This is a genomic window from Neisseria sp. P0020.S005 (assembly GCF_051957055.1).
GTDB lineage: Bacteria > Pseudomonadota > Gammaproteobacteria > Burkholderiales > Neisseriaceae > Neisseria > Neisseria subflava_A.
Genome location: NZ_JBQCWV010000001.1, coordinates 1 through 25006, shown reverse-complemented (window position 1 = coordinate 25006; position 25006 = coordinate 1). Strand labels below are relative to the sequence as shown.

Genomic DNA, 25006 nt, shown 5'->3' with positions numbered 1-25006 from the left:
ATGACCACACCTAAACGCCGTCTGACACATCAAGTACAAATCGATCATCTCATCGTCGGTTCGGATGCGCCCGTTGTTGTGCAATCTATGACCAATACCGACACCGCAGATGCAGAAGCAACCGCCCGACAGGTCAAAGAGTTGAGCGATGCCGGCTCGGAAATGGTCCGTATCACGGTTAATACTCCGGAAGCTGCTTCCAAAGTAGCCGAAATCCGCAGCCGCTTAGACGATATGGGCTACACCACGCCCCTGATCGGCGACTTCCATTTCAATGGCGAACGCTTATTGGCCGAATTTCCTGAGTGCGGCAAGGCCCTGTCTAAATACCGCATCAACCCAGGCAATGTCGGCAAAGGCGCAAAAGGCGATGAGAAATTTGCCTTTATGATTCGTACAGCGGCAGAAAACAATAAAGCCGTACGCATCGGTGTGAACTGGGGTTCGCTTGATCAAAGCCTTGCCAAGCGCATGATGGATGCCAACTTGGCCTCCGCCACACCAAAGCCGCCTGAAGAAATCATGAAAGAAGCTTTGATTGTTTCGGCACTGGAATCGGCAGAAAAAGCCGTAGCTTTGGGCTTACCCGAAGACAAAATCATTTTGTCGTGCAAGGTCAGCGCCGTACAAGACTTGATTCAGGTTTACCGCGAATTAGGCAGCCGTTGCCGCTACCCGCTCCATCTCGGTCTGACTGAGGCAGGCATGGGCAGCAAGGGCATTGTGGCATCTACCGCAGCTTTGTCTGTATTGTTGCAAGAAGGTATCGGCGACACCATTCGAATTTCCCTTACGCCCGAACCCGGCTCCCCGCGTACACAAGAAGTCATTGTCGGTCAGGAAATCCTGCAAACCATGGGCTTGCGCTCCTTTACACCAATGGTTACAGCCTGCCCGGGTTGCGGCCGTACCACCAGTACCGTATTCCAAGAGTTGGCTCAAGACGTACAAAACTATTTACGCCAAAAAATGGCTGTTTGGCGCACTGAATATCCAGGCGTTGAATCATTGAACGTCGCCGTAATGGGTTGCGTGGTAAATGGCCCGGGCGAGAGTAAGCTTGCCGATATCGGTATCAGCCTGCCAGGTACAGGCGAAACTCCGGTTGCGCCGGTTTATGTAGACGGCGAACGAAAAGTTACCCTCAAAGGCGACAATATCGCTGCCGAGTTTTTACAAATCGTTGAAGATTATGTCAAAACCAACTACTGCGAAGGTGGCGCAAAACGTAAGCAAAACCGTGTCATTCCGATTCAATCTGCCTAAAACATTTTCAAGATAAAGAGGCCGTCTGAAAATATGTTGGGCAAACTGGATACTTGGCTGACTGAGCATCCCAAACGCAAGGATTTGCATGGTTGGCGACGCTTTATCGTTGAATTTTGGTTCTTCGGTTTGAAAGAAGCACGAGCCTGCTTATTTGCAGGCTTGTTTTTCATTGCCATGTTCCTCGTCCCAAAAACAGGCTGGTTAGGGATTTCGCGCTATGACCTGCTGCTGATTTTTGCCATCTCCGTACAAGCAGCCATGCTGTATTTCAAGCTGGAAACTTGGGATGAAGTGAAATCGATTACGCTGTTTCACTTGGTGGGCTTTGCTTTAGAATGGTTCAAAACCTCAGGCGATATCCAGTCTTGGAGCTATCCGGATGAGGCATACACCAAAATTGGCGGCGTACCGCTGTTTGCAGGCTTTATGTATGCCGCAGTCGGCAGCTATATCATTCAAGCATGGCGACTGTTTGACCTCAAAATCAAAAGCCATCCGCCGTATTGGTTGGGCACTTTGTGCGCACTGGCGATTTATATCAATTTTTTCACCCATCACTATATCGGCGACTATCGCTGGTATCTTGCTGCTTTCGCTCTCGGCCTATATGCCCGGACAACGGTCTTATACACGCCCTATGACACCACTCGCAAAATGCCGCTCCTGCTCGCTTTCGTCCTGATCGGATTTTTTATTTGGCTGGCAGAAAATTTAGGAACTTTATTCGGTGTTTGGCGCTATCCCAACCAAATCGGCGCGTGGGCATCGGTACACATCAGCAAATGGAGCTCATGGGCTTTACTGGTGATGATGACTTTTACCATCGTTGCGAATTTAAAACATATTAAACATACCATCAGCGTATCAAAAGATTAATTGTTCAACATATATAAAAAGGCCGTCTGAAACTTTCAGACGGCCTTTCATTTTCAACAATCAATTAAACAAACTTAAGGCTTTCACAAACACCATAATGACGCCGTAGCCCAAAGGAATGCAGACCAAAGCCCAGCGCCACCACACCCCGATACCGCCCGCTGATACTTTTTTACTAATCAGATAGGCATCGGATACAGCGGTTTCATCATCGGGATTACGGCTATGGGCCGCTACTTTAATGTCTTTCTCGTGATGCTTTTCATGAACCGAACGGACACTCAAGTTACACAGCAAACCGACAATCAACAAACCCGCCATGATGTACATGGTAATGCTATAAGCCTCGGCAGCCGGAACACCGCTTTCAATTTGACTTTGGCGGATATAGTTAACCAATACCGGGCCAATAACGGCAGCAGTTGACCATGCCAGCAAAATCCTGCCGTGGATTGCACCGACTTGATAAGTGCCGAACAAATCCTTCAAATAAGCCGGAATGGCTGCAAAACCACCGCCATACATGGAAATAATGACGCAGAAACCAATGACAAACAAAGCCTTGTTACCGCTTCCGCCAATAGACGGAATGGCAAAATACAACAGCGAGCCGAGCACGAAGAAAATGGTATAAGTATTTTTACGGCCGATTTTATCGGACACACTGGACCACAAAAAGCGGCCGCCCATATTAAACAGGCTCAACAGGCTCACAAAACCTGCCGCCGCGCCCGCACCAATGGCCGCTTGTTTTCCCACAGACGCCTCGGAAAACAGCTCCTGAATCATGACGGAAGCCTGCCCTAACACACCAATACCGGCCGTTACATTCAAACACAACACCCAGAACAAGAGCCAGAATTGCGGCGTTTTCATGGCTTGTGAGACATTGACATGATTGCTGCTGACCAATTTGCTTTTGTTTTTCGGCGCAACATAACCTTTAGGTTTCCAGCCATCGGCAGGTACTCGGATCGTAAACGCGCCGAACATCATCAACACCAAATAAAACAACCCTAAAACCACAAAAGTCTGTGCAACGCCAACCGAAGTTTCACTGGAGAAAAAACTCATCAGCGATACCGACAAAGGCGAGGCCAACATCGCGCCGCCGCCAAAACCCATAATCGCCAAGCCTGTCGCCATGCCCGGTTTATCGGGAAACCATTTCATCAGTGTCGATACAGGCCCGATATAGCCCAAGCCCAAGCCAACCCCGCCAATCACACCATTGCCCAAATAAAGCAAAAACAGATTGTGCGTATGGACGCCGATCGCCGACACAAAAAAGCCCAAGCTAAAGCAGCAGGCAGCAACAAACATCGCCTTACGCGGCCCAACGCGTTCCATCCATGTACCGAACATGGCCGCAGACGCGCCCAACATCGCCAAGGCAATACTGAAAATCCAGCCCACCGTAGTCAGCTTCCAATCTCCTGCAGCCGACTCAGTAATACCGATAAGCTTGGTCAGCGGCGCATTAAACACGGAATAAGCGTATATCTGCCCAATGGCAAGATGCACGGCCAACGCGGCAGGCGGTACCAGCCAACGATTAAAGCCGGGTTTGGCAATGGTCGCCTCACGGTCTAGAAATTTCATAAAATCCTCTTGTCTATGTGTGTCAAACGCTGATTCCATATCATGTGGAATCAGAAAATTGTTGACAATATTTTAGCATGATCTCCCGTTTATCCTTTTTTCTGCTCCATGATAATTTTGCGTATCAGACAGAAAAAACATTCATCTAAACCATTTCTTCACGCCAATATCGACAAAAAGGCCGAGACCTTTGCAAAAGTCTCAAGTTGACCGTATTGGCGGAAAAAATTCAAACGCGTAGTAAGGGCATTTTCAGGGAGTTGTTGAACAGTATGCATAAAATTCGGCAAATAATCGCAGTTCGGGGCAAGGATATTTGGGTGGCGCACCAAAATTACTACAAAATGACTTGCGTCTATTGGTAGGTGAATGCACTTTTATAAGAAATTTCCCCATCATAATAAATAATCCATGTAGAAACAAAATTTAAAGATTCTGGCTCATGCATAGATGTAATAAGTACTGAATGTTGCTTTTTTTCTATCCCATCAGCTATAGATGTAGCCCAGCTATTTTTATATTCTTCAATACCCCAATAGTCTATTGGAATATGTAATTCTTCTACATATTCACCTAAAGAGATTGAAGCCAAAATATGCATCCCATATCCATTATCAAAAGATGTACCTTTATCTTTAAAGAAAATACCAAACATTATTAATCCTTAATTCTTTTTAAATCCCTGTCATAAATAAATAGTTCCAATCTTATTCATATTTTTCATGGCGCTTATATACACATATATAATTATCAAAAGATAAATATTTAGGGTAATCAATCCTAACTAAATTCTCATCAATAGTATAATCCTCACCAAAATTAGAAATAATATCTGTACCAATTTCATAAATCTCTTCATTCCAATAGGTAGAGATATCTCCATCAATAACGATATAAATACTTATACAATTTTCATTGATTCTTACATAAACACCTCTAACCTCTTTGGTAATTTTACCTATCAAGGCATTTTGGGTAACAATTCTTAATCTTATAATGTCATTATTCATAGACTATTATTCCTTTGGTTTAGCCGGAACTACATGATATCCATTTTTACTATAATGAATAATCCCCATAGTTGTTGGAGTTTGATTTCCTGTAACAGGATCGATATAAATACCGATATTTTTATTGAAGTTCACCCTTTCTTTAGAACCAGGAAGCCCAATTTCAGTTTTTCCCAACTGTTGTCCAGTTCCTACATAACCTTTTAAAGAATCTAAACTTACAGTGATAAAGATGCAGTAAAAAGGCATAATGATAGCCCCATTTTTATAATTATTTATTTTAGGGGCAAAAAGATGAATATTTTATTACTAGACGGTAGAAAAGAGTTTGGTCATTCGCATGGTGAGTTGAACCATATGCTTCACAAAAAAGCGAAAGAAGTTTTGACCGCACTTGGACACAATGTACAAGAAACCGTGATTAATGCGGGCTATGATGTTGAAGCAGAAATCGAAAAATTCTTGTGGATGGATGCCGTGATTTGGCAAATGCCAGGCTGGTGGATGCACGAACCTTGGACAGTGAAAAAATACATAGACGAAGTATTAACTTCCGGACACGGCAAGCTTTACCACAGTGATGGCCGCCATCGTGTCAATCCGACAGAAGGCTACGGCACAGGTGGTTTGTTGCAAGGCAAAAAACACATGCTCTCACTTACTTGGAATGCGCCGATTGAGGCCTTCACCCGAGAAGGCGATTTTTTCGAAGGCAAAGGCGTGGATGCGTTGTATATGCACTTCCACAAACTCAATGAGTTCATCGGTTTGACCCGTCTGCCGACATTCTTATGTAACGATGTGATTAAAAATCCACAAGTGGAACAATACTTAGCAGACTACCAAGCACACTTAGAAAAAGTATTCGGCTAATGGCAAAAAAGGTGGGTAAAATGCCCACTTTTTTATTATTGATGAATGGGTGTGATCATTGTAAATGAGCCACATCGTTAAGCTGCTCAATATGAAAACCGCTTTCACTATCATATTTCACAATACTGATTGAAGTATGCAACAATGACACGGATTTACCCTCATCACGATGGTTTTCCCAAGTCGCTCCGCCTAGTAAGGACAATAAAAGCCGCAGGGTATGACCATGCGATACCACTAAAATATTAGCGCCCGATTGATGTACCTTAATGATGTCGTAAAGGGCGGCCATTGCACGTACTGCTAATTGTTCAAAGGTTTCAGGCCGTCTGAAAATTTTTCAGACGGCCTTTTCACTCATATCGTTTTATGCGGCGAAGCGTTTGGCAACTTCATCCCAGTTAACGATTTCCCAGAAACCTTTCAGGTAGTTAGGACGGCTGTTGCGGTAGTCGATGTAATAGGCGTGTTCCCATACGTCGCAAGTCAACAGCGGAGTGTTTTCAGTAGTCAGCGGAGTACCTGCATTGGAAGTAGAAACCAGATCCAATTCACCGGCAGGCATTTTCACCAACCATGCCCAACCGGAGCCGAAAGTACCGGCCGCGCAAGCATTGAACGCTTCTTGGAATTTCTCGAAGCTGCCCCATTTGGCGTTGATGGCCGCAGCCAATTCGCCGGCAGGTTTGCCTTGGCCTTTAGGGGTAAAGCCTAGCCAGTAGAAAGTGTGGTTCCAAGTTTGGGCAGCGTTGTTGAACATACCGCCGGAAGATTTTTTCACGATTTCTTCCAAAGGCATTTCTTCAAACTCAGTGCCTTTGATTTGATTGTTCAAATTGGTGATGTAAGTTTGATGGTGTTTGCCGTAGTGGAACTCCAAAGTTTCTTTGGTCAGATGAGGGGACAACGCATCCAGTTCATAAGGCAATTGTGGCAGCTTGTGTTCCATTTTTATGCTCCTAATTATTGATATTTATATTTTGGTAGTGTGTGTTGTCAAATCGACAACATTGCTATTTTACCTGCTTTAGCCTAAACAAACCAATTGAACTTACACTGCGTTATAATAGCGGATTACAATTTTCCAGCCAGAGATGCCCGTCATGAGCAATTATTCCGACATGCCGTCTGAAGACCGTGAAATCAGCGCATTATCACTGCCGCCGCATTCCACAGAAGCGGAGCAATCCGTTTTGGGCGGCCTGATGCTGGAAAATTCGGCTTGGGACCGTATTGCCGATGTCGTTTCCGGCGAAGATTTCTACCGCCACGAACACCGCCTGATTTTTCGTGCCATTGCCAACCTGATTAACGAAAGCCGCCCTGCTGACGTCATTACCGTTCAAGAAAGTTTGGAACGCAATGAAGAATTGGAAGCGGCAGGCGGATTCAACTATCTGATTACGCTGGCGCAAAACACGCCATCCGCTGCCAATATCCGCCGCTACGCCGAAATCGTGCGCGAACGTTCCATCATGCGCCAGCTTGCCGAAGTCGGCACGGAAATTGCACGCAGCGCCTACAATCCGCAAGGGCGCGATGCAGGCCAGCTTTTGGACGAGGCAGAAAACAAAGTATTCCAAATTGCCGAAAGTACCGCCAAATCCAAACAAGGCTTCCTTGAGATGCCCGACCTTTTGAAAGAAGTGGTCGAGCGCATCGATATGCTTTATTCGCGCGACAATCCTGATGAAGTAACCGGTATATCGACTGGTTTTATCGACCTCGACAAAAAAACATCAGGCCTTCAACCGGGCGATTTGATCATCGTCGCAGGCCGTCCTTCCATGGGTAAAACTGCCTTTTCCATCAACATTGCAGAACACGTTGCCGTAGAGGGCAAGCTGCCTGTCGCCGTATTTTCGATGGAGATGGGCGGTGCGCAGCTGGTTATGCGTATGCTGGGTTCGGTAGGACGTTTGGATCAAAGCGTTTTAAAAACCGGCAGATTGCAAGACGAACACTGGGGCCGTCTGAACGAGGCGGTCGTTAAACTCTCCGATGCACCCATGTATATCGATGAAACTCCGGGTTTGACCGCGCTCGAACTGCGCGCCCGTGCCCGCCGTCTTGCGCGCCAGTTCAATGGCAAATTGGGTTTGATCGTCATCGACTACCTGCAATTAATGTCAGGCTCCGGCCGTTCTGACAACCGAGCTTCCGAGCTTGGCGAAATTTCCCGCTCCCTCAAAGCATTGGCTAAAGAATTGCAAGTTCCCGTCATTGCCCTATCGCAGTTGAGCCGTACAGTTGAGCAGCGTACCGACAAACGCCCGATGATGTCCGACTTGCGTGAATCCGGTGCCATCGAGCAGGATGCCGACTTGATTATGTTTATGTATCGTGATGAATACTACAACTCAGAATCACCCGCAAAAGGCTTGGCGGAATGTATTATCGGTAAACACCGTAACGGTCCCGTCGGGAAAGTATTCCTCACTTGGATGGGTCAATTTACCAAATTTGATAATGCCGCCTATGTTCCAGAATCCATGTTGATGGAAGATTGAGACAGGTTATCTGAAAAACTAACCGAATTTCATATTTCATTAGTCACGCATTACAAAATCGTTTAAAATAAATCTAATAAAAGCAAAAGCATTGCCACAGGCAAATGCAAAAGAGAAAACGTCAGTTACCCAACACATTACTACCAAAAATCACTCATGTATCAGACACAAAAAGGCTTCACCCTAATTGAGTTGCTGATCGTCATTACTATTGCAGCAGTAATGGCCGTCATCGCACTTCCCAATATGAATCAATGGATTGCCTCCAGACGTGCGGCATCGCAAGCAGAGCAAATTGCCAATCTGCTGCGCTTCGCGCGAAATGAGGCCGTCCGTCTCAATCTTCCCGTTTACATTTGCCCGGTCAAAATTAAATCCGATGGCTCGCCCAATAACGGTTGCGATTCCAAATATGCCGGTAATGGTATGTTGGCCTACGCCGATAAAAACGAAGACTTACGCTATCAAAACGATACTGTCGATTTATCCATCCGCTCCATTATCCTTAATGGCGACACTGAAAAAGTGAAATACAGCTTCAACTATATCCCTAGCAGCAATGACCGTTCTACCCTCTCCTCTTCGGCTCCAAAAGAAGTCTGGTGGAAATTCCTGCCCAATGGTACATTTGAACATTCAACCGATGGCAAGAATTATCAATTTTCAGACGGCCACATCAAAATCAGCCTGACAGATAAATCAGCTGACGATGCTGAAACCAAAAAAGCCCGTGCTACCGTACTTTTAATCAATGGCAATGGGCATGTCGAAATCTGTGCTAAAAACGATGAGCGCAAAATGTGCGAATACACTTCCAAAAAATAACAACGGTATCTTATGAACATTACTAATCCTACTCATCTCAGATCATTTAAAGGCCGTCTGAAAATGAGCTCATCAAGCTTTACCCCAGAACTTCAATCAGGTATGACCCTGATTGAAGTTTTGATTGCCATGTTTGTCCTTGCTATCGGTGTGCTGGCCCTTCTGGCTGTCCAACTACGTACCGTATCCAATGTGCGTGAGTCTGAAAATCAAACCACCGTCGCCCAAATTACGCAAAATCTGATTGAAGGCATGCTCATTAATCCGACGTTCCCTAAAGAAAAAGAAGTCGATAAGATGACAGGCGAAAAAACTCCCCGTTATAAAAAATCCTACAAAGCTTATGAACAGCTTAAAGATTCAAATCAAACTACTGAATTTGAAGACAAAATGACGAAAGAACAACTTGCGCAGGCGCAAATTGCCCAGTTTAAGGCTGACTTAACCAAAGCCCTTCCCGAAGCCCAAGTCTTCTCGACCATCTGCAAAGATTCTTCCGGTGCAGAGCCGACTTACGAAAATGGCTTCCAAGCAAACTGCGATGGCAAAGGCGACACAACCATCGTTAAAGTTTTATGGTTGCAAGATGTCGAAGAAAAAAATACCGCAAAAAATCTCAACACATCGGGGCATCACGTTGTCTATACCTACCAATCACGCGTAAGAGACTAACAATGAACAATAAACGCTTACTCAACCATATTCCCAATAAAACCGCCATTCGCGGTTTTAGCATCCTTGAATTTTTGGTTGCCAGCCTGCTTAGCATGATTGTCTTAATGGCTGTCAGCTCCACTTACTTTACTGCACGCGGATTAAACAAATCTGCCAACGCCCGCATCGGTATCCAACAAGATTTGCGCAACGCTGCTAATATGATCGTCCGCGATGCGCGTATGGCAGGCAATTTCGGCTGCTTCAATATGGCGAATTTTCCTGCCTCTGCAGTAATAGAAGACAAAAGCTCAGATGAATATACCTTAAAAACAGCTGGTGTGAATAATCTGTTGCCGGTTAAAGAAATCAATAAATTAAGCTATAGCGGCTTTGCTCAAACCGGTAAAGACCCAATCCTGCTGTTTCAATACGGTATCGACAAAGCAAACCCTGCTGCAAAAACTGCTATTGTCAGTAGCTGCTCAGGCATTGCAAAGCCTCAAACAGAAATTAAAGATTTGGCGGCGGCAAAATTGGCTTTAAAAATTAACGACTCTGATCAAGACGGCAGTATCGCCATCATGAAACATGAAATGATTGCCTATGCCGTCGGTAAACTTGGCGAAGAGAGCGGTTTGTTCCGTTTCCAATTATCAAATGATGGCTCATGGAGTAATCCGCAGCTGTTGATTAAAGGCATTACAACCATGGATATCCACTATATCTATGCAGAATGTCCTGATTCTGAAAATACATCTGCCAGCGGAGTAAATACAGAATCATTTGATTACAAAAATGCATTGGATATCTCATCTGAGGCTAAATCTCCGGCAGCTGTTCAAATTGTACTGAATGGCGGCAGTATCGATTCCTCAACAGAAAAAGACAATAAAGTCGATATCTATAATATTAATGCCACTATCCGCGGAGGAAACGTATGCGCCGACCGTTCACTCTAATCAAACCTGACCGGCAGCAGGGCTATGCTTTGTTTATCGTTTTAATGATGATGGTCGTCATCGCCCTGCTCGTGGTCACAGCTACCCAGTCCTACAATACTGAACAGCGTATCAGCACCAATGATGCCGACCGCAAACTGGCAACCACTTTGGCCGAAGCGGCATTGCGTGAAGGTGAAAATCAAATTTTTGATATTGAAGGGAAAAAGACTAATTTTACTAAAGAGTGTAAAGACGGTTTATGCTTTACACCATACGTTAAATACGACGGTAACTTTCAAACACAAGAAAATGACAATAAGATAGGATATGCTTGGGATCGTATACTCCCTGAATGTATAGATAAAAAAAAGAAGAATAAAAAACCTCAAAAATGTATTGATGTTAACGGCACAGAATATTCTCTAGGTGAAAATAGCGGCATCGCAAAAAATCCCCGCTACATCATCGAATATCTAGGCACCAACTCTGCCGACAAACGTACTATTTACCGCGTTACCGCCAAGGCATGGGGTAAGAATGTCAATACCCAAGTTGTTCTTCAATCTTATGTTGCCAGCGAATAATATAATGAATACCACTTCCACCAAACAACTAGGCTTTACGCTGGTTGAGATGATGATTGCCGTCGCCATCTTAGCCATCCTGAGCGTCATTGCCATTCCTTCTTACAACCGCTACATTGAACGAGGCTACCAATCACAAGCGCATGCCGAGTTAGTCGCCATCAATTCTGCTTTTAAAAACCAGATGGTTAAAAATCCAAATTGGGACAATGATAAGATTAAAAAGAAATTGGAAGGCTTTATTTCCTCATATAAAGGCCATAAAGATTTAGCAGACAAATACAAATACTCTGCTGAAATGATTGATGCCAGTAAAAGCCGGGCCTATCTTTTAAAAGCCATTCCCACAAAAAAAGGCTATACCCTTTCTGTTTGGATGGATAGTTTGGGTAATGCTTACAAATGTACTGATATTGATTCTGCCAAAGATTCCAAAACTACAATGACCAATGGCAAAGGTTGCGAATCGGTTTCCAAAAAGAAATCTTCTTAGTCTGACAAACATAAAAAGCAGTGTCATTTTATCGACACTGCTTTTTATATTTTACCGTTTCCAATCATCGTCTCGGCGTTGGCGTTTCAACAAAATCCTGACTGCGCCATCATTACCTTGTCGAGGCTCGACATAAGCCAACACATCAGGATGCTGCATCAACCAACGGCGCGTCATATTTTTTAAAACCGGTTTATAGCCTGAAGAACCCAAGCCGCTGCCGTGGACAATCTCGCCGCAAACGCCGCGTTTTTTCGTAAATTCAATAAATTCGTTCAGTACCTGCTGCGCTTCTTCCTGCGTATAGCCGTGCAAATCTACATCCGCTACCACAGGATAATGACCGTTTCGCAAACGCATCAAATCATTTTTACCCTGCCCGTTTTTACTGAACGAAGCCGGCGGTTCTTCCCAGCCGCCGCTGCCTACATAAAAATAATCTTCCTGCTCCAAAGTCGCCATTTCTTTAGGTCGCGGCTTGATCGGAGATTTATCACGAGGCTGTTCATAATAGTTGCCAGCATTTTTCAACAGCGTAACCTTGCCAACCGCCTTGCTGAAATCCACATCCTCTACCTGCTTTTTAGCCTTCGCTTCGGCTTCCCGCTCCGCGGCTTCCTTTTTCGCCTGTTTGCCCAAAGCCTTCAGCGTTTCTTGAAAGTTTGCTGTCATGGTTTGTCCTTTCCAAAAAATTGATTGCACTCATTATAGCAAACCCGGCTACAAGGCCGTCTGAAAGACTCTTATCATCGCTTCTTGTTTAGGGTATAGTATTAACGCATTGCCAGTCTTACAAAAGAGAGAAATCATGTTTAAACGCCCGGAAGAAATCATCGTCTTGATACTTGCCCTATTATGGGTCGCACTCAGCTACTACTTTGCCGCCATCCTGATTTCAGATGCCTACACCATTCTCCTGATTACCGTACTGACTTTCGTTTGGGCAGCCATCTGTTTCCTTTTATGGCAGCACAACTTAAGCCGTCATATTTGGCCGCTGTTCCTCGGCAGTCTGGTTGCCTGCTGGTGGCCGTACTTCACTTGGCTTGCAAGCGACGTTCCCGAAGGCACTTGGTATTCAGGCTGGACATTCAAATCCATTATCGCCCTGATTCCCGTTGTTGCCGCTTATATTTTCAAGTGGAAACGGAGCCGAAAAAACAAAATCTCCAATACCCTTGCCTGATACCTCGCGCCGTCTTTTTCAGACGGCGTTTTCCATATCTGACATAACGCTCAGACTGTCAACAATTCCAATAAAATGCTATACTCTTCACACGATTTAACACCCTAAAACAGGCCGTCTGAAAGACTTATCAAGATGATCAGCAAACAAGAATACCAAGCCCAAGCCGCACAAGGTTACAACCGCATTCCACTCGTTCAAGAGCTGCTTGCCGACTTGGACACACCGCTCTCAATCTACCTCAAACTTGCCAACAAGCCTTTCACCTACCTGCTCGAATCCGTTGTCGGTGGCGAACGCTTCGGCCGCTATTCCTTTATCGGCCTGCCTTGCAGCCACTATCTCAAAACCAGCGGCAAACATGTCAATGTGTATCAAAACGGCGAAATCGTCGAACAACACGACGGCAATCCCCTGCCCTTTATCGAAGCCTTCCACAACCGCTTCAAAACGCCCGAAATCCCAAGCCTGCCGCGCTTTACCGGCGGCCTGGTCGGCTACTTCGGTTATGAAACCATCTACAATTTCGAACATTTTGCCCACCGCCTGAAACATACTGCCAAAGCCGATCCGCTCGGTACGCCCGACATCCTCCTGATGCTCTCGCAAGAGCTTGCCGTAGTGGATAACCTAAGCGGAAAAATCTACCTGATTGTTTATGCCGATCCGTCTCAAGCCAACGGCTACGAACGCGCACGCGAACGTCTTGAAGACATCCGTACCCAGCTACGCCAAAGTTGCGCCATCCCACTTTCCCTAGGCAGCAAACAAACTCAAGCAGTCAGCGAATTTGGAGAAGAACCTTTCAAAGCCTGCGTCAACAAAATCAAAGACTACATCTTTGCAGGCGACTGCATGCAGGTTGTCCCCAGCCAACGCATGAGCATGGAATTTACCGACAATCCGCTTGCCCTCTACCGCGCCCTGCGTACGCTGAACCCATCGCCATATATGTTCTACTACGATTTCGGCGATTTTCATATTGTCGGCTCTTCGCCCGAAATCCTCGTCCGCCGCGAACGCGACGATGTCATCGTCCGTCCTATCGCCGGTACACGCCTGCGCGGCAAAACACCAGCCGAAGACCTCGCCAATGAGCAAGACCTGCTGAGCGATGCCAAAGAGATTGCCGAGCATGTCATGTTGATTGACTTAGGACGCAACGACGTCGGCCGCATCAGTAAAACCGGCGAAGTCAAAGTCACCGACAAAATGGTGATTGAAAAATACTCCCATGTAATGCACATCGTCTCCAACGTCGAAGGCCGTCTGAAAGACGGCATGACCAATATGGACATCCTCGCCGCAACCTTCCCGGCAGGCACACTTTCCGGCGCACCCAAAGTCCGCGCCATGGAAATCATCGAAGAAGTCGAGCCGAGCAAACGCGGCATCTACGGCGGCGCAGTCGGCGTATGGAGTTTCAACAACGACATGGACTTGGCCATCGCCATCCGCACCGCCGTGATTAAAAACAATACCCTCTTCGTCCAAAGCGGCGCAGGCGTAGTTGCCGACTCCGACCCAACCTCCGAATGGCAGGAAACCCAAAACAAAGCCCGCGCAGTAATACGTGCAGCGCAAATGGTGCAAGAAGGGTTGGATAAATAATTTTCAGACGGCCTGCGTTCTGGAATGACTAAACAACAAGATTATGATACTCAACGAAAAACAATTAAAATCCGTCAGCAAATTCCTCAGCTTTATCTTACGCCATCATCCCGAGCAAATCGGTATTACTTTGGATAAAGACGGCTGGGTGGATATTGATACCCTACTGACGCAGGTAAATCATCCCGAGCGCGGCTTTACGGGCAATCTGCTGACCTATGAAGTATTGTTGGAAGTGGTAGAAAACAATGATAAAAAACGGTTTACCCTTTCTGAAGACGGCAAACGCATCCGCGCGGCGCAAGGTCATTCGACGGTACAAGTTCAGGTCGAACACAAAGTGGCAACGCCTCCTCAGATTTTGTATCACGGTACGGCTGAGCGCTCCGTTCTATCTATTTTGGAACAAGGCCTGCATTCTGCCTCGCGCCATTTTGTCCATCTGTCTGCCGATGCCGCAACAGCCGTCAACGTCGGCTCCCGACACGGCAAGCCGGTTGTATTGACCATCGACACTGTCGCCATGCTTACGGCAGGACATCAATTTTATTTGGCGGACAATGGCGTATGGTTAACTGAAAACGTTCCGCCGCAATTTATCGGCAAACTTTAAAACATCGGGCCGTCTGAAGCCGTAAAACCATGTTCAGACGGCCTGCAAACACCCTACCCAATTTCTTCATAAAGCGATTATCCATGAACACATCCCCCATCCTCCCTCCTGCTATGCTCGGCATTCTTGGCGGCGGACAATTAGGCAGAATGTTTACTGTTGCTGCCAAAACCATGGGCTACAAAGTAACTGTACTCGATCCCGACCCGAATGCGCCGGCAGCGGAATTTGCCGACCGTCATTTATGTGCGCCATTTGATGATGAAGCAGCTTTGGAAGAATTGGCAAAATGCGCGGCGGTTACGACTGAGTTTGAAAACGTCAATGCCGACGCGATGCGTTTTCTCGCCAAACACACCAATGTTTCCCCCAGCGGCGACTGCGTTGCCATCGCGCAAAACCGCATTCAGGAAAAGGCATGGATACGCAAAGCAGGTCTACAAACCGCACCATATCAAGCAGTTTGCAAAGCCGAAGACATCACTGAAGAAAGCGTACAATTTCTGCCCGGCATCTTAAAAACTGCCACTTTGGGCTACGACGGCAAAGGCCAAATCCGCGTAAAAACATTGGATGAACTCAAAGCAGCGTTTGCCGAACACGGAGGCGTGGATTGCGTTTTGGAAAAAATGGTTGACTTGCGCGGCGAGATTTCCGTTATCGTATGCCGTCTGAACAATGACAACATGCAAACTTTCGACCCTGCCGAAAATATTCACGAAAACGGCATCCTCGCCTACTCCATCGTCCCTGCGCGACTGAGTGCCGACGTGCAGCAACAGGCGCGACAAATGGCACAGCGTTTGGCCGATGAATTGAACTACGTCGGCGTATTGGCAGTAGAAATGTTTGTTGTCGGCGATACACATGAATTGGTCGTCAACGAAATCGCGCCGCGTCCGCACAATTCCGGCCACCATACCATCGACGCCTGCGTGACAGACCAATTCCAGCAACAGGTCCGCCTGATGTGCAACCTGCCACCTGCTGACACCAAGTTGCTGAGCTCTTGCTGTATGGCGAATATTTTGGGTGACGTTTGGAAGGAAGACGGCGGCGAACCCGAATGGCTGCCGCTGCAAAGCAACCCGAACGCACATCTGCATCTTTACGGTAAAAAAGCCGCGCGCAAAGGTCGAAAAATGGGCCACTTTACCGTCTTGGCCAATGATGCGGACAATGCGTTCCAAACCGCACAAACCTTGCATCAAAGCCTGTAACCTTACCCACTTTTTTCAGACGGCCTTTGGCAATCAAAGGCCGTCTGAAATCAATTTTTCCGACCATCCGCCATGAGCCTTCTGACCATCCTCCGTCCGGCAACCGAAAAAGACTGCCAAGCCATACACAACGCCCATCTGCATGCCGTTCAATATGCCTGCATCCGCAGTTACGATGAAACCATTATGCACACATGGGAAAGTCTGCTCGACATCAACAGCTATTTGGAAACCATCTCCGATAAAAACAAAGCATTGTGGGTGGTCGAATACAAAGGGCTGATTCAAGGCTTCTTCCAAGTCGATTTCAAAGAAGCGCAACTGGACGCCTTATACGTCCATCCGCTCTTCCACAATCTCGGCTTGGGTACGGCCCTGCTCAGCCGCGCCGAAGAAATGGCACGAAATGCAGGCCTCAGCTTTCTCAAACTGTATGCCTCGCTCAATTCCGTGCCTTTCTATCGCCTCAACCGTTATGAATCGCTCGGTACTGCCGTGTTGCAGCTGAACAAAACCGTCCGCGTCGAATGCGAATTGATGCGCAAATACCTGTAATTTTCTCTTCCTCCGTTGCTTTTTTGAAAGAAACCGATGTCCCGAATTGCCGCCCTGCCCGACCATCTTGTCAACCAAATCGCCGCCGGCGAAGTGGTTGAACGCCCTGCCAACGCCTTGAAAGAAATCGTTGAAAACAGTATCGACGCAGGCGCGACAGCAATTGATGTTGAACTGGCCGGCGGCGGCATCCGCCTGATTCGCGTCAGCGACAACGGCAGCGGTATCCATCCGGACGACATCGAGCTTGCGCTCCACCGCCACGCCACCAGCAAAATCAAAACCTTAAACGATTTGGAACACGTTGCCAGCATGGGCTTTCGCGGCGAAGGCTTGGCAAGCATCGCCTCCGTCAGCCGCCTGACCCTGACCAGCCGTCAAGAAGACAGTTCTCACGCAACCCAAGTCAAAGCCGAAGACGGCAAACTCAGCAGCCCTACGGCAGCCGCCCACCCCATCGGCACCACCATCGAAGCTGCCGAACTCTTCTTCAATACCCCTGCGCGACGCAAGTTCCTCAAATCCGAAAACACCGAATACGCCCACTGCGCCACCATGCTCGAACGCCTCGCGCTGGCACATCCGCATATTGCCTTCTCACTCAAACGCGACGGCAAACAAGTGTTAAAACTTCCTGCACAAAGCCTGCATGAACGGATTGCCGCCATTGTCGGCGATGATTTTCAGACGGCATCCCTAGAAATCGACAGCGGCAATGGCGCATTGAGGCTCTATGGTGCGATTGCCAAGCCGACTTTCGCCAAAGGCAAAACCGACAAACAATACTGCTTCGTCAACCATCGTTTTGTCCGCGACAAAGTCATGCTCCATGCCGTCAAGCAGGCATACCGCGACGTATTGCACAACGCGCTGACGCCTGCTTTCGTCCTCTTTCTCGACCTGCCGCCCGAAGCCGTGGATGTCAACGTCCACCCGACCAAAACCGAAATCCGCTTCCACGACAGCCAGCAGGTACACCAACTCGTGTTCCACACGCTCAACAAAGCCCTTGCCGACACGCGCGCCGACCTGACCGAAAGCGTCAGCAACGCAGGCGAAGTGTTGCATGACATTACCGGCGTTACTCCTGCACCAATGCCGTCTGAAAACAACAGCGAAAATCTGTTTGATAGCGCATCCAACTACCCAACAGGCAACAAACCCGATACACGCAATGCCTTTGGTCCATCAGGCAAAACCGCGCCCATGCCTTACCAAGCCGCGCGCACGCCGCAACAACGCAGCCTATCCCTGCGCGAAAGTCGCGCGGCAATGAATACTTACGCCGAGCTCTACAAAAAAACCGACGACATCGACCTTGAGTTGAGCCAATTCGAGCAGGCACGTTTCGGCAATATGCCGTATGAAACGCCTACTCCCAAAACAAATACGCCGCTTTCAGACGGCCTGCCCTCCCAATCCGAACTACCGCCGCTAGGCTTCGCCATCGCCCAACTCTTAGGCATCTACATCCTTGCCCAAGCCGAAGACAGCCTATTGCTCATCGATATGCACGCTGCCGCCGAACGCGTCAACTACGAGAAAATGAAACGCCAACGTCAGGAAAACGGCAACCTGCAAAGCCAGCGTCTGCTTATTCCCGTAACCTTTGCCGCGTCCCACGAAGAATGTGCCGCCCTTGCAGATCATGCCGAAACGCTGGCAGGCTTTGGATTGGAATTGTCCGACATGGGCGGCAATACCCTTGCCGTCCGCGCAGTTCCCGCTATGCTCGGCAAAGCCGACGTCGTTTCACTGGCCAAAGATGTATTGGGCGAACTCGCCCAAGTCGGCAGCAGCCAAACCATCGAGGAACACGAAAACCACATCCTCGCCACCATGTCCTGCCACGGCTCCGTCCGCGCCGGCCGCCAACTGACTTTGCCCGAAATGAACGCCCTCCTGCGCGATATGGAAAACACGCCGCGCAGCAACCAGTGCAATCACGGTCGTCCGACTTGGGTCAAACTGACTTTAAAAGAATTGGATGCGTTATTTTTACGCGGACAGTAACGCCAATAAAAAGGCCGTCTGAAAATGCTTTCAGACGGCCTTTTAACTTATTTGCCCTTAACGAATATCCATAGGCGCAAACGATTTCACGGTTTCATCAATCGCTTTAACACGGCTCAGGAAATCTTCCAATTGGGCAAGCGGCAATGCGCTTGGGCCATCGCATTTAGCTTGGTCGGGATTGGCATGGGATTCGAGGAACAAACCGGCCAAGCTGGTTGCCATACCGGCAAGCGCCAAGTCCAATACTTGGGCGCGACGGCCGCCTGACGCAGCGGCACCGGATTCGCGCGTTTGCAGGGAATGGGTTACATCAAAAATAACGGGCAAGTTGTTACACGTTTTTTTCATCACGCCAAAGCCGAGCATATCGACCACCAAGTTATCGTAGCCGAAGTTTGCACCGCGTTCGCACAAAATGATTTGATCGTTGCCTGCTTCTTGGAATTTCTCGACGATGTTTTTCATTTGAGAAGGGCTGAGGAATTGCGGCTTTTTGATGTTGATGACATTGCCGGTTTTCGCCATTGCCACCACCAAATCGGTTTGGCGTGCCAAGAAGGCAGGCAACTGGATGACATCGCAGACTTCGGCAACCGGTTGGCATTGGTAAGGCTCGTGAACGTCGGTAATCACGGGAACGCTAAACTCGCGTTTCACCGCTTGAAAAATCTTCATGCCTTCGTCCAAACCCACACCGCGGAAAGAGTGGATGGAAGAACGGTTTGCCTTGTCGAAAGAGGCTTTGAACACGTAAGGGATGCCGAGTTTATCGGTTACTTTAACGTATTGCTCACAGGCTTTCAGCGTAGAGTCGAGGTCTTCAAGGACATTGATGCCGCCGAAAAGGGTAAAGGGCGCATCGTTGCTGACGGTGATGTTGTTGATTTGGATATTCACGGCAAAGCCTTTCAGATAAGTTGAATTTGGGAAACAGGCCGTCTGAAACGTTTCAGACGGCCTTTGTTTGAATATTACAACACGGTGTGCGGCGGCTCATAAGAAATCACGTCGCGGATTTTATTGTTCTCATCGACGAGGACGACTTTCGGCTCATGCGCTGCAATTTCAGGCTCGGATAACATAACGTAAGACATGATAATCACGATGTCTCCTTTTTGAACCAAACGTGCGGCCGCGCCATTCAGGCAAACGACGCCGCTGCCGCGTTCGCCGGGGATGGTGTAGGTTTCAAGACGTTCGCCGTTGTTATTGTTGACGATGGCGACTTTTTCGTTCACGCAAATACCTGCCGCATCCAGCAGGTCTTGGTCAACGGTAATGCTGCCGACGTAGTTGAGGTCGGCTTCGGTAACGGTGGCACGGTGGATTTTGCCGCCGAGCATGGTACGGAACATGGGTTTCCTTTTTGATTGTGGGTTGATTTGCGGTTTTAACTTCCTGGAAGTTAAAACCGCTGTTTGTGTTATTGAGGATTAGTTATTGAGGAAGTCTGATTCGTCAAACTCGGGTTCTGGGTCGCTTTGAAGGACTTTTCCGTTTAATTTCAACTCGCTGTTTTGCAGAGTCAGATGGGTTTTGACATTATCGTCTTCTAAGGTCAGATATTTCTCACTTGCCATGCTTTTAATGGTGCTGTCCACCATCAGGCGCAAGGTCTCGTTGATATCGTCGATGCTGGCACGGCCTGCGGCTTCATCTTCGGCATTGACGCTAAACAGGCTGCTTGCTTGGTTGACGGCGAGTTGTTCCAACAATTTTTGCGGTACGCTCATGTTGAAGTCGGCTTCGGTTTTTTTCAACATATCGCCTAGGCTGTTGAGGTCTTTGGCCGTCAAACCTTTAAAGGCAAGCTTGCCGCTGACATCGACATCACCATTAGGCATGGTAAATTTGAAGGTTTTGACGTTCAAAACCGGATTGTTAGTAAACAGGCCCGAAGCCTCGTTTTTGGCCGTCTGAATCAAGGAAGCCTGAATTTCTTCTTCGCTCATTTTCTTCACGGACACTTCGGCAATTTTGTTTTTCAATGCCAAAAGTGATGCGGCGTCCAAATGCTCGGCAGCGACATTGATGTCCAGAGGGCCGTATTTATCTTCGCCATAGGTCAGGCTTTCAAATTGGAAGCGGCCTTCGCTGTTGATGAATTTATCGACTTCGCCGGTCTGGGTATCGAAACGCAGTTTGTTGACTTCGATTTTAGACGGAGCAATCGTACCGGTCGGATTGATAAACGCACCGATTTGTAGATTGGTCACAAGGTTGACCAATTCGTTCAACTTAACGTTGTAATCGATATTTTCTTTCCATTGCAGCAGGAATTTATCCAACGTAATGCTGCTCTTACCCAAAGCAAGTTTGGTCAGGCCGTCTTCCGTTTCGGATTGGAAGCGCAGGTTTTCCAAAGACACATTACCTTTGTCGGCCAATTTGACTTGCAAAGACGGCGCAAGATAATCGTGACGATAGCTTTTGAAGCCTTGGCTGTAATCGGTATTGCCGCTAAAGCCTTTCCAGTTGAGCTTGATACCGGAAAGCTCTTCATAATCGAAGGCGGGAATATTGAGGCTGAGTTTGCCGTCGCCGGAAAGGTAAACCGTATTGGTCATGGTCAACGGCGTTTGCTGGCCGAAGAAGCGGTCTAAAACTTTTTTGGTTTCCGGATGGTATTGGAACTCAGTTTCCACATGGGCGCGCGTGCCGAAACCTCCGGCAAACGGGCCGTGTGTCACGTGGTTAATGACCGTAATCGGCTCTTGTAGGACGGTTTTCAAATTGTCCGGCAGGTATTTTTGCGTATTTTGAAGCAGGGTCGGCTTGAGGCGGATGACGGTCGTCTCGGTTGAACTGAACCAGCCGCGATCGTATTGGTGGGACTCAACGGTCAAGAAACCGGATTCCTGCAACAGCTTTTGTTGCTCGGTCAGGCTTTCTTCCGCTTTGACACCAAGATAATAAGGCGTGCCGAGCGCAGCGGCGACAACGACGGCGGCAGTCGGGATAAGATACTTTTTCATCACTTCAAACAGATTAGGTTCAAAGCGTAAAGCATAGCATTTTTTAGCTGTTTTGTCTTATCCGCCGTTTCAGACGGCCTTTAGGTAAAGATTGTGATATTATGCAAACATAAACGATTTTTACAATTTTGGCAGACCTTACCCTGTCTGCCGAAATGTCATTAAAGGTTTGCAAATGCTTTTATTCATTGATAACTACGACAGCTTCACCTACAACATCGTCCAATACTTTGCCGAATTGGGGCAGGAAGTTTTGGTACGCTGCAACGATGAAATCACCATCGAAGAAATCGAAGCCCTGAAACCGCAATATCTGGTCATCGGCCCCGGCCCTTGTTCCCCTAAAGAGGCAGGCATTTCTGTTGCAGCCATGCAGCACTTTGCCGGCAGGCTGCCCGTCATGGGCGTGTGCCTCGGCCATCAAACCATGGGCGAAGCATTCGGCGGCAATGTCGTGCGCGCGCAAACGATGATGCACGGCAAAGTCTCCCCCGTTTTCCATCACGGCACAGGCATGTTTAAAGGCCTGCCCAATCCGGTTAACTGCACGCGCTACCACAGCCTGGCCATCGACCGCGCCACCCTGCCCGACTGCCTCGAAATTACCGCATGGACGGAAGACGGAGAAATCATGGGAGTACGCCACAAAGAATATGCTGTCGAAGGCGTACAGTTCCACCCCGAAGCCCTACTGACCGAACACGGCCACGATATGCTGAAAAACTTCTTGGAAGAATTCAAAGACTATCGCCCGCAAAAATCTTAATGAAAGGCCGTCTGAAAGGAGTTTGACAGTGTTCAAACTCCTTTCAGACGGCCTGAATCACATCGGACACGAATAAAGGAAAAATCATGATTACCCCTCAACAAGCGATTGAACGCCTCATCAGCAATAACGAACTTTTCTACGATGAAATGACCGACCTCATGCGCCAAATCATGAGCGGCCAAGTTCCGCCCGAGCAAATCGCCGCCATCCTGACCGGCCTGCGGATTAAAGTTGAAACCGTTTCCGAGATTACCGCCGCAGCCAGCGTGATGCGCGAATTTGCCACTAAAGTGCCGCTGGAAAACGCCGATGACTTGGTCGATATTGTCGGCACGGGCGGCGATGGTGCCAAAACTTTCAATATTTCCACGACTTCTATGTTTGTCGCGGCTGCGGCAGGCGCGCAAGTTGCCAAACACGGCGGTCGCTCCGTTTCTTCATCCAGCGGCGCTGCCGATGTCATGGAACAAATGGGCGCCAACCTCAACCTCAACCCCGAACAGGTTGCCCAAAGTATTCAGCAAACTGGCATCGGCTTTATGTTCGCGCCCAACCATCACAGCGCCATGCGCTATGTTGCCCCTGTCCGCCGTTCGCTCGGCTTCCGCAGCATCTTCAATATCTTGGGTCCGCTGACCAATCCTGCCGGCGCGGCAAACCAACTCTTGGGCGTGTTCCACATCGACTTGTGCGGCATTCTTTCCCGCGTATTGCAACAGCTTGGTTCCAAGCATGTTTTGGTTGTGTGCGGCGAAGGCGGTTTGGATGAAATCACGCTGACCGGCAAAACCCGCGTTGCCGAACTGAAAGACGGCAAAATCACCGAATACGATATCAGCCCGGCCGATTTCGGCATGGAAATCCGCCGCAATTTGGACGAAATCAAAGTCGAAAACGCGCAAGAATCCCTGCAAAAAATGAACGAAGTGCTGGATGGCAAAGTCGGTGCCGCACGCGACATCGTCGTCCTCAATGCAGCCGCCGCGCTCTACGCAGGAAATGTGGTCGCATCGCTGGCGGACGGTGTCAAAGCCGCGCAAGAAGCCATCGACTCCGGCAAAGCCAAAGCCAAAAAAGACGAGTTTATCGAATTTGGCAAACAGTTTGCCTAAACTTTAAAACCATAAACAAAGGCCGTCTGAAAAATCTTTCAGACGGCCTTTTATTCTTTAAATATTAAAATTTGCTTTTAATATCATTAATCAAGCCTTCAGCTTTTTCTTTGGCTTCTTCAGCCAAGTGTGCTACTTTCTCTTTGGCTTCACCGGCTAAATGAGCTGCTTTTTCTTTAGCTTCACCTGCAAAGTTTTCTGCTTTTTCTTTAGCATCCGCAGCAACTTCTTTTGTCTTACCGACGCCTTGTTGAACTACGCCTTCAGCTTTGAGTTTGGAATCGTCAAGAACTTCGCCGGCTTTCTCTTTTACTTCACCGCTGATTTGATCTAATTTGCCAGTCATCATTTATTCCTTCTTAGTTTCATGTTGATAAGAGTAATCACTATACTCCAATAGATATTGGGTTGCAACTTAAAGTCTGTCTCAATATTAAAAACATAATAAAAATGGATTACGTCAAGTTAGCACAACTGTTTCAATATCGCTTCGGCTACTGCCTCGCCTATCATCTTGCTGCCGAACTCATTGAAATGAAGTCCATCGCACAGCATCACATCGGTCAAATCCTGCTCAAACATCAGACTGTATAAATCATTGACGGTAAAACCATATTGCCTTGCCAAATCCTCCGCCACACGGTTATAGGCCTTCAAGTCGGCCAGATAGCGGCGCGAGGGTTTGACGATATTGTGTACGCTTTCCAAAAACGGCGTACTGCTCGCCCAAATAATTTTTGCCCCTGTCTGTTTCAGATAATCGAAAATTTGAATCAGGTTGCTGCGATAGGTTTTTATATCGGCCACCGGCTCATTACAGCCTTGATTATGGCGGATGTCGTGCAAACCGCAATTGATGTGGATAATGTCTCCCACAGTCGCGCCCTCTGTCCATTGCCTGATATGCTCTAACACATCATGCGACGAACGGCAGTTTTCCGATGGAGAAACAATATCCACCTCAGGCAAAGCGGCGCGCGTGTAAGGCTCCGAAGCAAGCCGAACGGAGTCGCCGATTAAGTAAACGGTCATTTTTGTTCTCCTCCCTTTATTTGAATCAACAGCAAGGCCGTCTGAAATATCACTTATATTATTATAAGAGTGCTATTTCAGACGGCCTTAACTTCAGTCAAGTTCTATCGTTAAATCATCAATTAGAGCTGACTGTTTTTATAAAAATCAAGGGGCTGACGTAGATTAGCCCTAAATTCCACACCAATCCCGCAGGATTTTAAGCTGTTGAGACGGTGTGCCGAAGTTAAATCGAAATTCGCATTCTTTCAAGAACAGCGGGAACGATTTGCGATCG

29 protein-coding genes and 1 pseudogene are annotated in these 25006 nt (G+C 47.7%); 17 read left to right on the top strand and 13 right to left on the bottom strand.

Going from position 1 to position 25006, the window contains the following annotated elements; genetic code table 11:
• Positions 1-1266 (top strand): flavodoxin-dependent (E)-4-hydroxy-3-methylbut-2-enyl-diphosphate synthase, encoded by a 1266-nt coding sequence (gene ispG, locus ACTHTU_RS00150; protein ID WP_440361372.1) that lies wholly within the window; start codon positions 1-3, stop codon positions 1264-1266.
• Positions 1267-1299: 33 nt separating this feature from the next.
• On the top strand, positions 1300-2145 hold the full coding sequence (locus tag ACTHTU_RS00145) for a DUF817 domain-containing protein (RefSeq protein WP_003678979.1): 846 nt from the start codon (positions 1300-1302) through the stop codon (positions 2143-2145).
• A 60-nt stretch (positions 2146-2205) separates the two neighbouring features.
• Here ACTHTU_RS00145 and ACTHTU_RS00140 read toward each other — a convergent pair whose 3' ends face one another.
• From ACTHTU_RS00140 to ACTHTU_RS00125, 4 genes are all read right to left on the bottom strand, one after another.
• Positions 2206-3747 (bottom strand): L-lactate MFS transporter, encoded by a 1542-nt coding sequence (locus tag ACTHTU_RS00140; RefSeq protein ID WP_440361371.1) that lies wholly within the window; start codon positions 3745-3747, stop codon positions 2206-2208.
• Positions 3748-4102: 355 nt separating this feature from the next.
• Positions 4103-4402 carry a hypothetical protein gene (locus ACTHTU_RS00135; protein ID WP_049332257.1) on the bottom strand — a complete coding sequence of 100 codons (300 nt, stop codon included), beginning with the start codon at positions 4400-4402 and terminating at the stop codon, positions 4103-4105.
• A 52-nt stretch (positions 4403-4454) separates the two neighbouring features.
• Positions 4455-4757, bottom strand: coding sequence for a hypothetical protein (locus ACTHTU_RS00130; RefSeq protein ID WP_049332258.1), 303 nt, complete (start codon positions 4755-4757; stop codon positions 4455-4457).
• 6 nt (positions 4758-4763) lie between these two features.
• The gene (locus ACTHTU_RS00125; protein WP_079454241.1) at positions 4764-5006 is read right to left on the bottom strand and encodes a polymorphic toxin type 50 domain-containing protein; all 243 of its coding nucleotides are present in this window, start codon (positions 5004-5006) and stop codon (positions 4764-4766) included.
• Positions 5007-5051: 45 nt separating this feature from the next.
• On the opposite strand from ACTHTU_RS00125, the gene ACTHTU_RS00120 reads away from it, so the two are divergent.
• Positions 5052-5630, top strand: a complete 579-nt coding sequence (locus ACTHTU_RS00120; RefSeq protein ID WP_070765411.1) for an NAD(P)H-dependent oxidoreductase — start codon at positions 5052-5054, stop codon at positions 5628-5630.
• A 55-nt stretch (positions 5631-5685) separates the two neighbouring features.
• Here the strand turns inward: ACTHTU_RS00120 and ACTHTU_RS00115 are convergent, their stop codons facing one another.
• Together ACTHTU_RS00115 and ACTHTU_RS00110 are read right to left on the bottom strand one after the other, a co-directional pair.
• On the bottom strand, positions 5686-5967 hold the full coding sequence (locus ACTHTU_RS00115; RefSeq protein WP_283116597.1) for a histidine phosphatase family protein: 282 nt from the start codon (positions 5965-5967) through the stop codon (positions 5686-5688).
• A gap of 30 nt (positions 5968-5997) precedes the next feature.
• Positions 5998-6579, bottom strand: a complete 582-nt coding sequence (locus tag ACTHTU_RS00110; RefSeq protein WP_440361370.1) for a superoxide dismutase — start codon at positions 6577-6579, stop codon at positions 5998-6000.
• A 154-nt stretch (positions 6580-6733) separates the two neighbouring features.
• Between ACTHTU_RS00110 and dnaB the strand changes: the two genes are divergently transcribed.
• From dnaB to ACTHTU_RS00080, 6 genes are all read left to right on the top strand, one after another.
• Positions 6734-8140, top strand: coding sequence for a replicative DNA helicase (gene dnaB / locus ACTHTU_RS00105; protein WP_036490624.1), 1407 nt, complete (start codon positions 6734-6736; stop codon positions 8138-8140).
• A gap of 156 nt (positions 8141-8296) precedes the next feature.
• Complete coding sequence (locus tag ACTHTU_RS00100; RefSeq protein WP_440361369.1) at positions 8297-8965, top strand: pilus assembly FimT family protein; 669 nt, start codon at positions 8297-8299, stop codon at positions 8963-8965.
• Positions 8966-9028: 63 nt separating this feature from the next.
• Complete coding sequence (pilV, locus tag ACTHTU_RS00095) at positions 9029-9637, top strand: type IV pilus modification protein PilV (RefSeq protein ID WP_440361368.1); 609 nt, start codon at positions 9029-9031, stop codon at positions 9635-9637.
• A gap of 2 nt (positions 9638-9639) precedes the next feature.
• Entirely contained in the window at positions 9640-10581 is a 942-nt protein-coding gene (locus ACTHTU_RS00090) for a PilW family protein (protein ID WP_440361367.1), read from the top strand.
• Positions 10560-11147 (top strand): pilus assembly PilX family protein, encoded by a 588-nt coding sequence (locus tag ACTHTU_RS00085; RefSeq protein ID WP_440361366.1) that lies wholly within the window; start codon positions 10560-10562, stop codon positions 11145-11147. Before ACTHTU_RS00090 ends, ACTHTU_RS00085 begins: the two co-directional genes overlap by 22 nt.
• A gap of 4 nt (positions 11148-11151) precedes the next feature.
• Complete coding sequence (locus ACTHTU_RS00080) at positions 11152-11640, top strand: PilX family type IV pilin (protein ID WP_440361365.1); 489 nt, start codon at positions 11152-11154, stop codon at positions 11638-11640.
• A gap of 51 nt (positions 11641-11691) precedes the next feature.
• Here the strand turns inward: ACTHTU_RS00080 and ACTHTU_RS00075 are convergent, their stop codons facing one another.
• Positions 11692-12312, bottom strand: coding sequence for a Smr/MutS family protein (locus ACTHTU_RS00075; RefSeq protein ID WP_440361364.1), 621 nt, complete (start codon positions 12310-12312; stop codon positions 11692-11694).
• A gap of 136 nt (positions 12313-12448) precedes the next feature.
• On the opposite strand from ACTHTU_RS00075, the gene ACTHTU_RS00070 reads away from it, so the two are divergent.
• The 6 genes from ACTHTU_RS00070 to mutL all read left to right on the top strand — a co-directional run bounded on the left by ACTHTU_RS00070 (position 12449) and on the right by mutL (position 18838).
• Positions 12449-12826, top strand: a complete 378-nt coding sequence (locus tag ACTHTU_RS00070) for a hypothetical protein (protein WP_440361363.1) — start codon at positions 12449-12451, stop codon at positions 12824-12826.
• A gap of 135 nt (positions 12827-12961) precedes the next feature.
• Positions 12962-14437, top strand: a complete 1476-nt coding sequence (gene trpE / locus ACTHTU_RS00065; protein WP_285069920.1) for an anthranilate synthase component I — start codon at positions 12962-12964, stop codon at positions 14435-14437.
• Positions 14438-14480: 43 nt separating this feature from the next.
• On the top strand, positions 14481-15050 hold the full coding sequence (locus ACTHTU_RS00060) for an RNA 2'-phosphotransferase (RefSeq protein WP_440361362.1): 570 nt from the start codon (positions 14481-14483) through the stop codon (positions 15048-15050).
• An 83-nt stretch (positions 15051-15133) separates the two neighbouring features.
• Positions 15134-16270 carry a 5-(carboxyamino)imidazole ribonucleotide synthase gene (locus ACTHTU_RS00055; RefSeq protein WP_440361361.1) on the top strand — a complete coding sequence of 379 codons (1137 nt, stop codon included), beginning with the start codon at positions 15134-15136 and terminating at the stop codon, positions 16268-16270.
• Positions 16271-16342: 72 nt separating this feature from the next.
• Positions 16343-16825: a GNAT family N-acetyltransferase gene (locus ACTHTU_RS00050; protein ID WP_003678948.1), complete on the top strand. Its 483-nt coding sequence runs from the start codon at positions 16343-16345 to the stop codon at positions 16823-16825.
• A 36-nt stretch (positions 16826-16861) separates the two neighbouring features.
• Positions 16862-18838 (top strand): DNA mismatch repair endonuclease MutL, encoded by a 1977-nt coding sequence (gene mutL / locus ACTHTU_RS00045; RefSeq protein WP_440361360.1) that lies wholly within the window; start codon positions 16862-16864, stop codon positions 18836-18838.
• Positions 18839-18895: 57 nt separating this feature from the next.
• Here the strand turns inward: mutL and kdsA are convergent, their stop codons facing one another.
• From kdsA to ACTHTU_RS00030, 3 genes are all read right to left on the bottom strand, one after another.
• Positions 18896-19738: a 3-deoxy-8-phosphooctulonate synthase gene (kdsA, locus tag ACTHTU_RS00040; RefSeq protein ID WP_440361359.1), complete on the bottom strand. Its 843-nt coding sequence runs from the start codon at positions 19736-19738 to the stop codon at positions 18896-18898.
• A gap of 74 nt (positions 19739-19812) precedes the next feature.
• Positions 19813-20196: an aspartate 1-decarboxylase gene (gene panD / locus ACTHTU_RS00035; RefSeq protein WP_003678944.1), complete on the bottom strand. Its 384-nt coding sequence runs from the start codon at positions 20194-20196 to the stop codon at positions 19813-19815.
• A 78-nt stretch (positions 20197-20274) separates the two neighbouring features.
• Entirely contained in the window at positions 20275-21816 is a 1542-nt protein-coding gene (locus tag ACTHTU_RS00030; protein ID WP_440361358.1) for a YdgA family protein, read from the bottom strand.
• Positions 21817-21991: 175 nt separating this feature from the next.
• On the opposite strand from ACTHTU_RS00030, the gene ACTHTU_RS00025 reads away from it, so the two are divergent.
• Both ACTHTU_RS00025 and trpD read left to right on the top strand, forming a co-directional pair.
• Positions 21992-22582: an aminodeoxychorismate/anthranilate synthase component II gene (locus tag ACTHTU_RS00025; RefSeq protein ID WP_295848086.1), complete on the top strand. Its 591-nt coding sequence runs from the start codon at positions 21992-21994 to the stop codon at positions 22580-22582.
• A gap of 86 nt (positions 22583-22668) precedes the next feature.
• The gene (gene trpD, locus ACTHTU_RS00020) at positions 22669-23697 is read left to right on the top strand and encodes an anthranilate phosphoribosyltransferase (protein WP_107723128.1); all 1029 of its coding nucleotides are present in this window, start codon (positions 22669-22671) and stop codon (positions 23695-23697) included.
• A 64-nt stretch (positions 23698-23761) separates the two neighbouring features.
• Here the strand turns inward: trpD and ACTHTU_RS00015 are convergent, their stop codons facing one another.
• From ACTHTU_RS00015 to ACTHTU_RS00005, 3 genes and pseudogenes are all read right to left on the bottom strand, one after another.
• On the bottom strand, positions 23762-24043 hold the full coding sequence (locus tag ACTHTU_RS00015; RefSeq protein WP_070504816.1) for a CsbD family protein: 282 nt from the start codon (positions 24041-24043) through the stop codon (positions 23762-23764).
• A 119-nt stretch (positions 24044-24162) separates the two neighbouring features.
• Positions 24163-24729 (bottom strand): SGNH/GDSL hydrolase family protein, encoded by a 567-nt coding sequence (locus ACTHTU_RS00010; protein WP_070460885.1) that lies wholly within the window; start codon positions 24727-24729, stop codon positions 24163-24165.
• Positions 24730-24900: 171 nt separating this feature from the next.
• Positions 24901-25006, bottom strand: a pseudogene (locus ACTHTU_RS00005) (IS1595 family transposase); the annotation flags it as partial.

Coding starts and splice junctions, on each gene's coding strand:
- ispG (WP_440361372.1), top strand. CDS start 1: ATGACCACACCTAAACGCCGTCTGACACATCAAGTACAAATCGATCAT.
- ACTHTU_RS00145 (WP_003678979.1), top strand. CDS start 1,300: ATGTTGGGCAAACTGGATACTTGGCTGACTGAGCATCCCAAACGCAAG.
- ACTHTU_RS00140 (WP_440361371.1), bottom strand. CDS start 3,747: ATGAAATTTCTAGACCGTGAGGCGACCATTGCCAAACCCGGCTTTAAT.
- ACTHTU_RS00135 (WP_049332257.1), bottom strand. CDS start 4,402: ATGTTTGGTATTTTCTTTAAAGATAAAGGTACATCTTTTGATAATGGA.
- ACTHTU_RS00130 (WP_049332258.1), bottom strand. CDS start 4,757: ATGAATAATGACATTATAAGATTAAGAATTGTTACCCAAAATGCCTTG.
- ACTHTU_RS00125 (WP_079454241.1), bottom strand. CDS start 5,006: ATGCCTTTTTACTGCATCTTTATCACTGTAAGTTTAGATTCTTTAAAA.
- ACTHTU_RS00120 (WP_070765411.1), top strand. CDS start 5,052: ATGAATATTTTATTACTAGACGGTAGAAAAGAGTTTGGTCATTCGCAT.
- ACTHTU_RS00110 (WP_440361370.1), bottom strand. CDS start 6,579: ATGGAACACAAGCTGCCACAATTGCCTTATGAACTGGATGCGTTGTCC.
- dnaB (WP_036490624.1), top strand. CDS start 6,734: ATGAGCAATTATTCCGACATGCCGTCTGAAGACCGTGAAATCAGCGCA.
- ACTHTU_RS00100 (WP_440361369.1), top strand. CDS start 8,297: ATGTATCAGACACAAAAAGGCTTCACCCTAATTGAGTTGCTGATCGTC.
- pilV (WP_440361368.1), top strand. CDS start 9,029: ATGAGCTCATCAAGCTTTACCCCAGAACTTCAATCAGGTATGACCCTG.
- ACTHTU_RS00090 (WP_440361367.1), top strand. CDS start 9,640: ATGAACAATAAACGCTTACTCAACCATATTCCCAATAAAACCGCCATT.
- ACTHTU_RS00085 (WP_440361366.1), top strand. CDS start 10,560: ATGCGCCGACCGTTCACTCTAATCAAACCTGACCGGCAGCAGGGCTAT.
- ACTHTU_RS00080 (WP_440361365.1), top strand. CDS start 11,152: ATGAATACCACTTCCACCAAACAACTAGGCTTTACGCTGGTTGAGATG.
- ACTHTU_RS00075 (WP_440361364.1), bottom strand. CDS start 12,312: ATGACAGCAAACTTTCAAGAAACGCTGAAGGCTTTGGGCAAACAGGCG.
- ACTHTU_RS00070 (WP_440361363.1), top strand. CDS start 12,449: ATGTTTAAACGCCCGGAAGAAATCATCGTCTTGATACTTGCCCTATTA.
- trpE (WP_285069920.1), top strand. CDS start 12,962: ATGATCAGCAAACAAGAATACCAAGCCCAAGCCGCACAAGGTTACAAC.
- ACTHTU_RS00060 (WP_440361362.1), top strand. CDS start 14,481: ATGATACTCAACGAAAAACAATTAAAATCCGTCAGCAAATTCCTCAGC.
- ACTHTU_RS00055 (WP_440361361.1), top strand. CDS start 15,134: ATGAACACATCCCCCATCCTCCCTCCTGCTATGCTCGGCATTCTTGGC.
- ACTHTU_RS00050 (WP_003678948.1), top strand. CDS start 16,343: ATGAGCCTTCTGACCATCCTCCGTCCGGCAACCGAAAAAGACTGCCAA.
- mutL (WP_440361360.1), top strand. CDS start 16,862: ATGTCCCGAATTGCCGCCCTGCCCGACCATCTTGTCAACCAAATCGCC.
- panD (WP_003678944.1), bottom strand. CDS start 20,196: ATGTTCCGTACCATGCTCGGCGGCAAAATCCACCGTGCCACCGTTACC.
- ACTHTU_RS00030 (WP_440361358.1), bottom strand. CDS start 21,816: ATGAAAAAGTATCTTATCCCGACTGCCGCCGTCGTTGTCGCCGCTGCG.
- ACTHTU_RS00025 (WP_295848086.1), top strand. CDS start 21,992: ATGCTTTTATTCATTGATAACTACGACAGCTTCACCTACAACATCGTC.
- trpD (WP_107723128.1), top strand. CDS start 22,669: ATGATTACCCCTCAACAAGCGATTGAACGCCTCATCAGCAATAACGAA.
- ACTHTU_RS00015 (WP_070504816.1), bottom strand. CDS start 24,043: ATGACTGGCAAATTAGATCAAATCAGCGGTGAAGTAAAAGAGAAAGCC.
- ACTHTU_RS00010 (WP_070460885.1), bottom strand. CDS start 24,729: ATGACCGTTTACTTAATCGGCGACTCCGTTCGGCTTGCTTCGGAGCCT.